The sequence below is a fragment of the Streptomyces cupreus genome, from assembly GCF_014257025.1.
GTDB lineage: Bacteria > Actinomycetota > Actinomycetes > Streptomycetales > Streptomycetaceae > Streptomyces > Streptomyces cupreus.
Window position 1 is genome coordinate 65,467 of the sequence record NZ_JACMSF010000044.1, and the last position, 13,448, is coordinate 78,914.

Sequence of the window (13,448 nt, forward strand, 5' to 3'; positions counted from 1 at the left end):
GGGGGTGGACATGTACGTGATGCTGGCGCTGATTCTCCGGTTGCTGGGACGAGTGCGGATGACCGGGCCGTCGCCCTCGCCGTCGGTCCCCCGGGCGAGGTCCGGCCATCCGCGGTCCCTTGCGGCCCCGGCCGGATCAACCGGCCACGGGGCCCGCCGTGCCGGCCAGGGCCTCCAGGTCGCTCTTGCGGACCTTGATCACCAGCCAGGCGGTGGCCAGGGCGAGGACACCCATCGCGGCGGCCGCCACGAAGCCCATCGAGATGCCCTGGGTGAGCACCTCGTGTCCCCACGGTCCGGGCAACTGGTGCGTCTCGGCGAACTGCGCCTTCTGTTCCGGAGAGGCCTCGGCCATGAACTGCGGCAGTTGCTTCTCCGCCTCATCCTTGCTGGCCGAGCCGAACACCGTGGTCAGGATGGACAGACCGAGCGACCCGCCCACCTGCTGTGTGGTGTTGAGCAGTCCGGACGCCGCGCCCGCCTCGTGCTGGGCGACTCCGGAGACGGCGGTGATCGTCAGCGTCACGAAGTTCAGCCCCATGCCGAACCCGAACAACAGCATCGGTCCCAGCACTCCGCCCACGTACGAGCTGTCGGCACTGATGAGGGCCTGCCAGGCCAGTCCGAGCACGACGAGCGTCGAGCCGGTGACCATGAAGGGCTTGGGGCCCAGCACCGGCAGGAACCGCTGCGACAGACCCGCGCCGACAGCGATCACCACGGTCACCGGAAGGAAGGCGAGACCCGCCTCGATCGGCGTGTACCCCAGCACGTTCTGCACGAAGAGCACGATGTAGAAGAACATCCCGAACATCGCCGCGGCCAGGCTCAGCATGATCAGGTACGTGCCGGAGCGGTTGCGGTCGGCGAACATCCGCAGAGGGGTGATCGGCTCCTTGGCCCGCGTCTCGATGAACGCAAAAGCCAGCAGCAGAACCACCGCCGCGACGAAGGAACCGATGGTCAGGCTGTCCCGCCAGCCCTCGTCCGCCGCGCGGATGAACCCGTACACGAGGGACGCCATGCCCAGGGTCGACGTCATCGCACCCGCGATGTCGAAACGGCCGGTGTGCCGTTCGGACTCGTTGATGTAGAGCGGGGTGAGGACGGCGATCAGGATGCCGATCGGCACGTTGACGAAGAGCACCCACCGCCAGTCGAGCCACTCGGTGAGCATGCCGCCGGCGAGCAGTCCGATGGCGCCGCCGCCCGCGGAGACGGCGGCGAAGACGCCGAAGGCACGGTTCCGTTCCGGGCCTTCGGGAAACGTCGTGGTGATGAGCGCCAGCGAGGTCGGCGACGCGATGGCGCCACCCACGCCCTGAAGCACGCGCGCGGCCAGCAACTGCCAGGGTTCCTGGGCGAGTCCGCCGAGCAGCGAGGCGAAGGTGAAGAGCAGGATGCCGGTCATGAAGACCCGGCGGCGACCGAGGATGTCACCGGCCCGGCCGCCGAGCAGCAGCAGACCGCCGAAGGTCAGCGTGTAGGAACTGACGACCCAGGTGAGGTCGGTTGTGCTGAACTTGAGCGCGTCTTGAATGTGCGGGAGTGCGATGTTCACAATCGTCGCGTCGAGTACCACCATGAGTTGGCAGGCCGCGATGACGGTGAGTGCTATGCCGGGGTGGCCCTGTCTGCGGGCCGCACCTGGTTTCTGGTCCTGAATCAACTGAGAGGTTGTCACTATGGGTCCCCCACAAGTGCGTTAGTGAACGCTCGCGTTCACTGTCGCGTCAACGGTAGTGAGTCCCCAGTAGTGAACGCAAGCGTTCACTCAGCTTGTCGCCGCGTGGCGTTCCCCCTGTCGCTGCCGCGCGGTCTTACTGAATCCCCCGAAATACCCGCTCCCTTGTTCGCTGGAGTCGCTCATGGTTACCTCGCGCTGGACAGCCGCCCCCGCTCAGGCGGCCTCGATGCGCCGGCGCGGCGCCGTGCTCGAACGCGCGATCCTCGACGCCACGCTGGAACAGCTCAGTACGGTCGGCTGGAACGGCCTCACGATGGAGGGTGTCGCCGCCGGAGCCCAGACCGGCAAGGCTGCGGTCTATCGCCGCTGGCCCTCGAAGGAGGATCTTGTCGCCGACGCGCTGCAGGCCGGACTGCCGCGTATCGACGCGGCGCCCGATCTGGGAAGCGTGCGCGAGGACCTGCTCGCGCTGTGTCGTATCGCGCGGGACGCCATGTACTCGCGCCCCGGGTTTGCCCTTCGTGCGGTCATTCACGAATGCGATCAACTCCAGGCGGAGCGCTTCCACAGCGTGATCTACGACGGTGTCGTGGAGCCCACCCTCAGGCTGATCCGTGAGGTCATCACCCGTGGAATAGAGCGGGGCGAGGTGCGCTCCGACGCCGCCAACGGATACGTTTTCGACGCCATCCCGGCCATGATGATGTACCGGTCCAAGATGCGCGGAAGCGAATGGGGCGACGCGGAACTGGCGGAGATGATCGATGAGCTGATGCTGCCGCTGCTCCGGCCGAGCGGGGGCTGACGGGCCCGGACGGGGGCCGTGGCACCGCCAGGGGAAACCGGGGTACCGCTGGGTGATCCGGGCGGCGTACGCTAAGGGCGCCATGCCGTACGAACCGCCTACTCACACCGTCGAGCGCTCACTCCGCGCCACGACCGGAGCGAAGATCATTGCCGGTGTCGACGAGGTGGGGCGCGGTGCCTGGGCCGGGCCCGTCACCGTCTGCGCTGCGGTCACCGGACTGCGTCGGCCCCCCGAGGGGCTCACCGACTCCAAGCTGCTCACCGTCAAACGGCGCACCGAGCTCGCCGTGGCGCTGCAGAAGTGGGTGACGTCGTACGCCCTGGGGCATTCCTCGCCGGAGGAGATCGACGATCTCGGGATGACGGCCGCGCTGCGGCTGGCCGCGGTGCGCGCCCTGGAGGCGTTGCCGGTCCGTCCCGACGCGGTGATCCTCGACGGCAAGCACAACTACCTCGGGGACCCTTGGAAGGTCCGTACGGTCATCAAGGGTGACCAGTCCTGCGTGGTGGTCGCGGCGGCTTCGGTGATCGCCAAGGTTCAGCGCGACAAAATGATGGCCGAACTGGGTATCGACCATGCAGACTTCGGTTTTGCGGACAATGCCGGGTATCCGTCGCCCGTGCACAAGGCCGCACTGGAGGAGCGGGGACCCACCCCGTACCACCGCTTGTCGTGGGCGTATCTTGATGCGCTGCCCCAGTGGCGGCACCTCAAGAAGGTCCGCAGCTGGGCGGAACAGAGTGTTCCGGAGATCGAGGGGCAGCTCGGCTTCGATTTCTGACCGTTCCGTTCGCACTCATGTGCCACCCGTTCACGTGAGCCGCACCAACGTTTGATAAATATCAGCCCATGCCTCTCATTCCCGAGGAGCCTCAGATTCACGAGAGTGCCCAGGGTCCCCGCGCCACGCCGGCCAGTGGCCGCACCGCGCCGACCCCCCGCCCTGTACCCGGTCCGCGTCCCGCGGCTCCGTCGCGTCCCGGCCGTCCCGGGCCCCCGCGGCCCACGGCGCCGGCACAACGCACGCCCCGCGACCTGGCCGCGGCCAAGCCCGGACCGTCCGGTCCGGCTGCCCCCGTCCCCGCACCGGCTGCGGCGACTCCGCAGATCCAGCTGATCCCGGCCTCGGTCGAGGGCGCCCTGGACGCTGCCGAGGAAGCCGTCGACCTGCTGCTGGAGTCGGGCCGTGCCCCCGGTGACGTCCTGGTGATCACCACCGGCGAACAGCACCCGTGGGCCGCCCACGAGCTGTCCTTCGGTGAAGCCTCCTACTGGGCCCAGCACGACGCGGGCGACGACGTCTTCTACGCGGACGCCGCCGTCGCGAGCCGTGCGGCCTCGCGCGCCGTCGTCGTGGTCGCCGTCAACGGCGGATCCGACGCCGCTGCCGCCACCGCCCTGCCCCTGGCCCTCGGCCGGGCCGACGCCCTGCTGATCGTCTGCGGCGACCCGCAGCAGATCAATTCGGTGCTGGGCGCGGGCGTCTGAGTCGCTTCCGGTTCTCCGGGGGCGGCCTTGCGGCCGGGGTGCCGCCTGGGCGGTATCAGCACGGTGGGGACTTCGGTGTGCGCGCGTGAGCGCTCGCCCGGTTCGGCGCCATGGCCATCGGGTGTTTCGGCATGCGCGTCGGCCGGGACCCTTGGCGGCGCGGGCTTCCTGTGGGACGCATGAGGGCCACTGCTTGCGGAGAAACGTTCCGTCGGGGGCTGTGAGCTCAGCGGGCTGCGGCGCGGCGCAGCAGCTCCGAGGCGCCGCCGCCGGTGCGGGGGAGCGGGGGCGGTGACTCGGAGGTGGCGAACGGCTCCGGAGCGGAGTCCACGCTGGGGCGTCGGCCGCCGCGCCCTTCGCCGAGGACCTGCCAGCCGTCCCGGGTCAGCGTGATGTACGCGCCGCAGCGCAGGCCGTGCAGAGTGCAGGCGTCACGTAGTCCCCACATCCACGCCCCGTCCTCTTGCGTCCAACGCGCGTCGCCCTCACGGCAGTAGAGCAGGACGGCGGTGCGCACAGGGGTGCGGCGGCGCAGGTCGTGCGGGATGACCCGGCGCAGCTGGTCGAGCAGGACGTTGCGGAACATCCAGCCGTCGGCCGGGGCCGTCCGGCGGGTGAACGAGGCACTCGCCCGCAGTCGCTCGTCCGGGTCCAGGACGGCCACGATCGCCGTCGCCGGCCTGGGCTGGTGCCGGGAGTGCAGCCCGCTGACGACCTCGCGGGGATTGCGCAGCAGGGGGATCCCGGCGGCCGCCCACTCCGCCGGCTCCAGCACGCGGCCCAGCGTGGCCGCGGACAGGTCGCTGGAGGTCGACGTGGATGCCGCGGAGGACGGAGCGAATCCGAAGGTCACGGTCCTCCCTTCGGCTACGCGCCCACACTGCGGGCGGGGTGGAATCGGGGGGAGCGCACACCACAGCGGAGCCCTGCCGGACCACGGGCGAGCCGTGCGGGGAGCGGACCTCAATTCTTCCTGTCGAACTGGGTTGCGGCAACGAGCAATTGGGGCGACCGACCGATATCTGACGGGGTGCGTCTTATCTCCCTACCCATTGCGTCACCTGGTAACGCGTGGGGCGCGACGCTCTTTGGAGGCAAGGGAGCACGGGGCAGGTGAACGGCCGGTTCTGCGTGCCGTACGAAGTGATGAACTTCGCATGGATCAGCTCGGTCCGCTCGCCGCACTGCGACGCCGGGCGGCCGGGCCGGGGGTGAGGTGGCTGATTGTCAGTGCCATCGGGTTGCATGGGGGCATGGACGAACTGGAACTCCGTGCCGAAGCCGATGCCGTCCTCGGTCAGCTGGTCGGCGACCCGGGAGGAGCGGCCCGCCTGCGGGAGGACCAGTGGCAGGCGGTCGCCGCCCTGGTGCGTGAGCGCCGACGCGCCCTGGTGGTGCAGCGCACCGGCTGGGGCAAGTCGGCGGTGTACTTCGTCGCCACAGCCCTGCTGCGTCGGCGCGGCTCAGGACCGACGGTGATCGTCTCGCCCCTGCTGGCGCTGATGCGCAACCAGGTCGAGGCGGCGGAGCGGGCCGGCATCCGGGCACGCACCATCAACTCGGCCAACCCGGAGGAGTGGGACGCGATCCACGAGGAGGTCGAACGCGGCGAGACCGATGTGCTCCTGGTGAGCCCGGAGCGCCTCAACTCCGTCGACTTCCGCGACCAGATGCTGCCCAAGCTGGCGGCCACGACCGGTCTGCTCGTGGTCGACGAGGCGCACTGCATCTCCGACTGGGGACATGACTTCCGCCCGGACTACCGCCGGCTGCGGGCGATGCTCGCCGAGCTCGCCCCCGGTGTACCGGTGCTGGCCACCACCGCGACGGCCAACGCGCGCGTGACGGCCGACGTGGCCGAACAGCTGGGGACCGGCGCCGGCGAGGCGCTGGTGCTGCGCGGCCCGCTGGAGCGGGAGAGCCTGCGCCTCGGCGTGGTCCAGCTGCCGGACGCCGCCCACCGACTGGGCTGGCTGGCCGAGCACCTGGACGACCTGCCGGGCTCGGGGATCATCTACGCCCTCACCGTGGCCGCCGCCGAGGAGGCCGCCGCCTTCCTGCGGCAGCGCGGCTTCCCGGTCGCCTCCTACACGGGGCGCACGGAGAACGCGGACCGGCTCCAGGCCGAGGAGGATCTGCTCGCGAACCGGGTGAAGGCGCTGGTGGCGACCTCGGCGCTCGGCATGGGCTTCGACAAGCCGGACCTGGGCTTCGTGGTGCACCTCGGCTCCCCGTCCTCGCCCATCGCCTACTACCAGCAGGTCGGACGGGCGGGCCGAGGCGTGGCCCACGCCGACGTCCTCCTGCTGCCGGGCAAGGAGGACGAGGCCATCTGGCGCTACTTCGCAGACACGGCCTTCCCGCCCGAAACCCAGGTCCGCCAGACCCTCTCTGCCCTCGCCGGCGCCGGACGCCCCCTGTCCGTGCCCGCGCTGGAGGCGGCCGTGGACCTACGGCGCAGCCGCCTGGAGACCATGCTCAAGGTTCTGGATGTCGACGGCGCGGTCAAGCGGGTCAAGGGCGGATGGATCGCGACGGGAGCCGACTGGGTGTACGACACCGAGCGCTACGCGCGTGTCGCCCGCCAGCGGGCCGCCGAACAGCAGGCCATGCGCGAGTACGCGAGCACGACCGGCTGCCGGATGGAGTTCCTGCGGCGTCAGCTGGACGACGAGGGCGCGACCGCGTGCGGCCGCTGCGACAACTGCGCGGGCCCCTGGGCCGATTCCAGAGTGACTGCGCAGGCGCTGATGGGCGCGACCAAGGAGCTGGACCGCCCTGGGGTGGAGGTCGAGCCGCGTCGGATGTGGCCCACGGGGATGCCCGCCCTGGGGGTCGAACTCAAGGGCCGTATCCCGGCCGGGGAACAGTGCTCCACCGGACGCGCCCTGGGCCGGCTCTCGGACATCGGCTGGGGCAACCGACTGCGGCCACTGCTCGCCGAGAACGCCTCCGACCGCCCCGTCCCTGACGAAGTCCTGCGGGCGGCGGTGGCCGTACTCGCCGACTGGGCTCGGTCTCCAGGCGGTTGGGCGTCGGGCGCGGCGGACACCCCGGCCCGGCCGGTGGGAGTGGTCGCGGTGCCGTCCCTGACCCGCCCGCAGTTGGTGGGCACGCTGGCCCAGGGGATCGCCGACATCGGACGGCTGCCGTTCCTCGGCACGCTGACCCGTACGGGGCCCGCTCATGTGGTGCGTCGCAGCAACTCCGCGCAGCGGCTGAGGGCACTGTCCGGGGCGTTCAGTGTCTCCGCGGAACTGGCGGAGGCGCTGGCGAGCTCTCCGGGGCCGGTGCTGCTCGTGGACGACTACACCGACTCCGGCTGGACTCTGGCGGTCGCGGCCCGCCTGCTGCGGCGGGCGGGGAGCGGGGAGGTTCTTCCGCTGGTGCTGGCCGCGGCGGGCTGAGCTTGGTCGGTGCGCCGAGGGCGGCCTCCGGTGCAATTGCCATGTCCCTGCTCGGAGTTATCCACAGGCCCAAGCGGAAGTTCGCAATCCGCGAGATCGTCAGGGCATGACGAATCACGGCGAAAGCACTGGAAAACCCGAGAACAGCGACATCGTGGGGCACGAGACGCCCCCCACCGACCAACTCGACTGCACCGCTTACGAAGGCCACGGCGCCGACCAGCAAGTCACCCTGCGAACCCCGGCCGAGCTGGCCGACGCGCTGCCGTATCTGCTCGGATACCGGCCCGAGGACAGCATCGTGCTGGTCGCACTGCACGACCGCGACGGCCGCGGACGCTTCGGCGGTCGGGCCCGGCTCGGTATCCCGACCAACCCTGACGACTGGCCCTCCGCGGCACGGCAGTTGGCCCAGGGACTCGTCACGGGCAGCGAACGCCGGGGCGTCCGCCCCGAGCAGATGGTGGCCTACGTCTGCAAGGAGCCCGAACCGGGCGAGACCGGCCGCCAGGTCATGGAGCGCCTACGGCCGCTCGCGCAGAAGCTGCGCACCGAATGCGGCCACCTCGACGTACCTGTGATCGAGGCCCTGTGCATCTCCCAGGGCCGCTTCTGGTCCTACTGCTGCGGGAACGAAGGCTGTTGCCCCTCAGACGGCACCCCCATGGGCCTGCCCGGCACCTCCGTGCTGGCCGCGGCCGCCACCTACGCCGGACTCCAGGTGCGCGGCACCCTGCGTGAACTGCGGGCCCGGCTGTTCCCCTGGGAGACCGCGGCCGCCATGGAACAGGAAATCGCCCTGGACACCGCCGGCATGGCCCTGGTCCCCCGGATTCTCGACGAGACAAGCCGAGCGGAAGTCGCCGAGGAGACCCTGGAACTGGCCGGGCGGGTCATGGAGCGCCTCGCCGCAGCACCGCCCGTGTCCGGCACCCTCACCGCGGACCTCCGCGACGACCAACTGCTCACCCATGACGAAGCTGCCCGGCTCATCCTCGGCCTCCAGGACCGCACCACCCGCGACCGTGCCGCCGAATGGATGGAGGGCGACGAGGCCGGCCCGGCCCTGCGCCTGTGGCGAGCACTGGCCCGCCGCTGCGTCGGCCCCTACGGCGAGCACGCCGCGGCGCCGCTCACCCTGGTCGGCTGGGTCACCTGGTCCACCGGCGACGAACTGGAGGCCCGCGAAGCCCTCGCCATGGCCCTCGGCGCCGACCCCGACTACCTCTTCGCCCGCCTCCTGCACCAGGCCTGCAACGAGGGACTGGACCCGGAGTCCATCCGCCGCTGCCTGCGCGCGGAACGCACAGGCCGGGCGCCCACCCGGACCGACGCCAAGCCGGTCGGCAAACGCCGTGCGCGTGCCGCCGCTTCGGCCGAGGGCCCCTCCTCGCGACCGGCCGGCAGGGCAGGCCGCCAGCCCGGGACCAGGGTGCCGGGTCCGCGCACACCGGCGAGCGGCACGCATCCCGGCTCGGCCCGAAAGTCCCGGACCACGCGAGCCCAGCGACGCGACGCGAACACCGGAACCGAAGGGGAGTCGTGATCCCGTGCGGCGCGCGTACCGGCCACCCCATTCGGCCGCCGCCGAGCGTGACCCAGAGGAGCGTCACCCCGTTCACCTGAGTGGCGGAACGCCTGGACCGGCCGAGCCGCCGACCTCCCCAGGTCCCCCCGGATCCGCCATCCGGCGCCGAACATGCTCAAGGCGCACCGAGCGCAGAGGAAGCCGCCCCATGCACCAGCCGACTCCGCCCTCCGCCGCCGACCCGAACCACCCGCCCGTGACCTGGCCGCCCAAGCCTCCCTTCGGCCTGGGCCACCACGGGACACCGCCGCAAACCGCCGACGCGGCAGGGGGCGCCCCCTGGCAGGCGGCCCGCTCGGCCGGACGCGACCCCTGGCAGACAGTCCGCTCGGCCGGGGGCGATTCCTGGCAGAGAGCCCGCCCAGCGGGGGGCGCCCCCTGGCAGACAGTCCGCTCGGCTGGAGGCGACCCCTGGCAGACAGCCCGCCCAGCCGGAAGCGCCCCCCGAAAAGCAGCCCCCACCTCACCCCCACAGCCCCGCCGCCCCTCCGACCTGCCCCCCGCCCACACCGCCCTGATCTGCGTCGCCCTCCCAGGCCTCGCCATCTCCACGGAACAAGGCCAGTTGACCGGCCGAGGCCTGGAAGGCGTCTACCGAGCAGGCCGGCGCGTGCTCTCCCGGTGCCAGGTGCGCGTCGCCGGACGCGAACCCCTCCCCGTGCACGCTCGGATGACCGCGGCGGACCGAGCCCTCTTCGTCGGCACCCTCCGCGTCTCCCCCGACGCGGGCCCGGACCCGGACATCGTCGTCGAGCGTGTCCGCCACGCGGACGGCACCGAGCGGATCACCCTCCACAGCGCGGCCCCACGCCCCCTGAGACTGCCTGTTGAAATCGCCCTCGGCACCGATCTGGCCGACCTCGGCGCCATCGCGTCCGGCAGAACCGGCCCCGAACTGCCCGCCAGCGTCCATGACTGCGGACTGCGCTGGACCTGCCCTTCGGGCAACTCGGCCGTCACCGCCCACCCCCCACCCACCGACGCCCTCGCCTCCGCGGGCCTGCTGCGCTGGGAGTTCGAGCTGCCCCCCGGCGGCAGCGCCGGCGTGGAGCTACGGGTACGGCCCGACGGAGCCGGACCCCTCCGCGCCGCGGGCCGGACATCGGCGACGACCCTGCTGGCCCCCGCCCGCGCCGCGGGCGATCACCCCGGCGTCCAGCCACTGCTGCACACCTGTGTCGAAGACCTCCAGGCCCTGCTGCTGCGCGACCCCTCCCACCCCACCGACACCCACCTCGCCGCCGGAGTGCCCTGGCGCTGCGGACTGGCCCCAGCCGAAGCACTGGCCGCCGCCCGGATGACCCTGCCCCTCGGCACCCGGCTCGCCGTAGGCACCCTGCGCACCCTGGCCCGCACCCAGACGACAGGACCGGGACCGCGATCCGGCATGATCCCGGGGCCCCGCCGGGACGCCGGTCCCCACCTGCCACCAAGCTGCACGGCCACAGAAGCCACCCTGCTCTTCCCGACCCTCCTCGCCGAAGCCCGCCGCTGGGGCCTCCCCGAGAAGGAGACGGAGGCACTCCTCCCCGCCGCCGAGAACTGCCTGAACTGGCTGCGCACAACTGTGGGCGACGACACCTACCTCAACGACCCCCAGCCCGGCGGACCACAGCGCTGCGAAACCCAGGCACACGCCCACCGAGCCGCGCTGCTCGGCGCCGAACTTCTCGACGCCTTCGGCAGACCGGGCGGCGCCGAGCTACGGCACTGGGCGTGGAGCCTGCGGACCGCCTTCCAGCGGGACTTCTGGATCGACGACCTCGGCGGTGGCCGACCCGCAGCGGCCCGCTCCCCGGACGGACGGCTCGTACCGCACCTGGGCGCCGCCACCGCCCACCTCCTCGACACCGGCCTGCTCGGCGGCGGCGAACCGGCTCCCGGACTGCTCGACAAGGTGCAGACCGAGCAACTCGCCCGACTCCTCGGCGGCCCGGCGATGGACTCCGGATGGGGGCTGCGCGGACTCGGTGCGAAAGAGGCCGGGTTCAACCCGTTCGGCCACCGCAGTGGCGCCGTACGGACCCACGAGACAGCCGTCGCCGTCGCGGGCCTGATCGCCGCTGGCTACCAGAAGGAAGCGACCGGGCTGCTGCGCGGCGCCATCGCGGCAGCCGAGACATTCGGCCACCGGCTGCCGGAGATGTACGGCGGACAGCAGCGCACCGACGGCAGCGCGCCCCTCCCGCACCCCGCGGCCTGCCGCCCCGCCGCCACCGCCGCGGCAGCCGGGGTCCTGCTGCTGACGACCCTCGCCGGCATCCGCCCCGACGCCCCTGCGGGCACCGTCACCCTCCGCCCCGCGGCCGGCGCACCCCTCGGAGAGCTCGTCCTCACCGGGCTGCGCGTCGCGGGCGCCCCCTTCTCCGTACGGGTCGGCCGACTCGGCCTCGCCATGGTCGAGGAGGCCGCCGACGGACTGCAACTGGGAGTGTGACCTCGCACGACGGGCCACACCACAGCGGACGGGAGACCGAACTCGATCAGCCGATCGACCACCGAACGGCGCACGCAAGACCGATCACGGACCGAACTCGATCAACGGTCGATGCGACCGGCGAAGGGAGTGCTTATCGTCAGGCAGACGACTATGATCGCCGCATGCCCTACGACCCGTCAGCCTTTCCGCCCTTCGCCGTCACCGTGGACCTGGTCGTGCTGACCGTGCGCCGCCATGCCCTGTGCGCGCTGGCGGTACGCAGGGGCGAACCGCCGTTCCAGGGGTGCTGGGCCCTCCCCGGCGGATTCGTCAGGGCCGACGAGGACCTGGCCCAGGCAGCGGCACGCGAACTGGCCGAGGAAACCGGCATGCGCGCCCACGACCCCGCCGTACCCGTCCAGGACAACGGCGCCCACCTGGAACAGCTCGCCACCTACGGCGACCCCAAGCGGGACCCGCGCATGCGTGTCGTCAGCGTCGCGCACCTCGCCCTCGCCCCCGACCTGCCCGCCCCCCGCGCCGGCGGCGACGCCAGCAACGCCCGCTGGGCCCCGGTCGAGGAACTGCTCCAGCAGGGCGGCTACGGCCGCGACGGCGAACCCGTCGCCCCGCTCGCCTTCGACCACGCCCAGATCCTGGCCGACGGCGTCGAGCGCGCCCGCTCCAAGATCGAATACTCCTCGCTGGCCACCGCGTTCTGCCCCACCGAGTTCACCGTCGGTGAGCTGCGCCGCGTCTACGAGGCCGTCTGGGGCGTGGCCCTCGACCCGCGCAACTTCCACCGCAAGGTGACCGGCACCCCGGGCTTCCTCGTCCCCACCGGCGGCACCACCACCCGCCAGGGCGGACGCCCCGCCCAGCTCTTCCGGGCCGGCGGCGCCACCCTCCTCAACCCCCCGATGCTGCGCCCGGAAGTCTGAGACCAGCACCGGGCACCCGCGGTGGACCAGGCCCGCGAGCGAACGGCGAAAGGGTCCGAGCGCGCCGACTGCCGCCCGTGGAGCAGGCCTTGTGGTGCCCAAAAAACCGGACATAGCGCGCTATCTTGCTTCGGGTGATCCAGGCCTTCGGACTGACCAGCGACCCCCGCAAGGAGCTTCCGCCCGCCGTCGACGACGTCTCCTTCGAGGCACACGCGGGCCATGTCACCGCTCTGCTCGGAGCGCCCGGAGCGGGCAAGACGACAGCGCTCAGACTCATGCTCGAACTCCAACGGGGTCGTGGACTCACCTACTTCAGAGGCCGCCCCCTGCACCGCATCGCCCACCCGTCGCGCGAGGTCGGCGTACTCCTCGGCGATGTGCCGGGGCACCCCGCCCGTACGGTCCGTGGCCATCTGCGCATGCTGTGCGCCGCCGCGGGTGTCCCCGTCCGCCGCGCCGACGAAGTCCTCGAAGTCGTCGGCCTGGTCAGCCTGCGCGACGAACGGCTCGGCACCCTCTCCCGCGGCATGGACCGACGCCTCGGCCTCGCCTGCGCCCTCCTCGCCGACCCGCACACCCTCGTCCTCGACGAGCCCGCCGACGAACTCTCCACCCGCGAGAGCCGTTGGCTCCACGGCGTACTGCGCGCCCACGCCACGCAGGGCGGCACGGTCCTGCTCACCACCGCCGACCCCAAGGAAGCCGCACGCAAAGCCGACCGCGTCATCACCCTGGACCAGGGCCGACTCGTCGCCGACCAGGACGCCGCCGACTTCTCCCGCACCCGTCTCCGCCCCCGCGTCGCCGTCCGCACCCCCCACGCCGCCCGCCTCGCGGCCCTCCTCGCCAAGGACGCCCGCACGACACAGCGCTCGGTGGAAATCGTCCGCGAGGGCGGCAACCGCCTCTCGGTGTACGGCAGCACCTGCGCCGACATCGGCGAACTGGCCTTCCGGCACGACATCCTCGTACATCAACTCGCCGACGAGGTGGGGGACATGGGACCAAGCGCGGCGGCGAGGGAGGAGGGGGAGGACGCCGGGGGGCAAGGGAAGGCGACGGAGGGTTCCGGCGAGGAGCAGGACGCTGGCCACTCCAAGAAGAGTC

At 72.0% G+C, this 13,448-nt stretch carries 10 protein-coding genes; 8 read left to right on the forward strand and 2 right to left on the reverse strand.

Annotation, left to right across the window (positions count from 1 at the left end):
* Nucleotides 1-136 precede the first annotated feature (136 nt).
* Nucleotides 137-1,684, reverse strand: coding sequence for a DHA2 family efflux MFS transporter permease subunit (locus H4N64_RS31950; protein WP_186285924.1), 1,548 nt, complete (start codon nt 1,682-1,684; stop codon nt 137-139).
* A 184-nt stretch (nt 1,685-1,868) separates the two neighbouring features.
* On the opposite strand from H4N64_RS31950, the gene H4N64_RS31955 reads away from it, so the two are divergent.
* From H4N64_RS31955 to H4N64_RS31965, 3 genes are all read left to right on the forward strand, one after another.
* Nucleotides 1,869-2,492, forward strand: a complete 624-nt coding sequence (locus H4N64_RS31955; protein ID WP_186285925.1) for a TetR/AcrR family transcriptional regulator — start codon at nt 1,869-1,871, stop codon at nt 2,490-2,492.
* Nucleotides 2,493-2,574: 82 nt separating this feature from the next.
* Complete coding sequence (locus H4N64_RS31960) at nt 2,575-3,276, forward strand: ribonuclease HII (protein WP_186285926.1); 702 nt, start codon at nt 2,575-2,577, stop codon at nt 3,274-3,276.
* A 68-nt stretch (nt 3,277-3,344) separates the two neighbouring features.
* Nucleotides 3,345-3,983, forward strand: coding sequence for a hypothetical protein (locus H4N64_RS31965; protein ID WP_186285927.1), 639 nt, complete (start codon nt 3,345-3,347; stop codon nt 3,981-3,983).
* A 226-nt stretch (nt 3,984-4,209) separates the two neighbouring features.
* On the opposite strand, the gene H4N64_RS31970 is transcribed toward H4N64_RS31965, so the two are convergent.
* Entirely contained in the window at nt 4,210-4,836 is a 627-nt protein-coding gene (locus H4N64_RS31970) for a hypothetical protein (protein WP_186285928.1), read from the reverse strand.
* A 400-nt stretch (nt 4,837-5,236) separates the two neighbouring features.
* Between H4N64_RS31970 and H4N64_RS31975 the strand changes: the two genes are divergently transcribed.
* From H4N64_RS31975 to H4N64_RS31995, 5 genes are all read left to right on the forward strand, one after another.
* Complete coding sequence (locus H4N64_RS31975; RefSeq protein WP_186285929.1) at nt 5,237-7,390, forward strand: RecQ family ATP-dependent DNA helicase; 2,154 nt, start codon at nt 5,237-5,239, stop codon at nt 7,388-7,390.
* A 106-nt stretch (nt 7,391-7,496) separates the two neighbouring features.
* The gene (locus H4N64_RS31980; RefSeq protein WP_186285930.1) at nt 7,497-8,936 is read left to right on the forward strand and encodes a DUF4192 domain-containing protein; all 1,440 of its coding nucleotides are present in this window, start codon (nt 7,497-7,499) and stop codon (nt 8,934-8,936) included.
* Nucleotides 8,937-9,126: 190 nt separating this feature from the next.
* Nucleotides 9,127-11,415, forward strand: coding sequence for a glycogen debranching N-terminal domain-containing protein (locus H4N64_RS31985; protein WP_260860084.1), 2,289 nt, complete (start codon nt 9,127-9,129; stop codon nt 11,413-11,415).
* 164 nt (nt 11,416-11,579) lie between these two features.
* The gene (locus H4N64_RS31990; protein WP_186285931.1) at nt 11,580-12,338 is read left to right on the forward strand and encodes an NUDIX hydrolase; all 759 of its coding nucleotides are present in this window, start codon (nt 11,580-11,582) and stop codon (nt 12,336-12,338) included.
* A 134-nt stretch (nt 12,339-12,472) separates the two neighbouring features.
* On the forward strand, nt 12,473-13,448 hold a 976-nt coding region (locus tag H4N64_RS31995; RefSeq protein WP_336246844.1), incomplete at its 3' end, for an ABC transporter ATP-binding protein.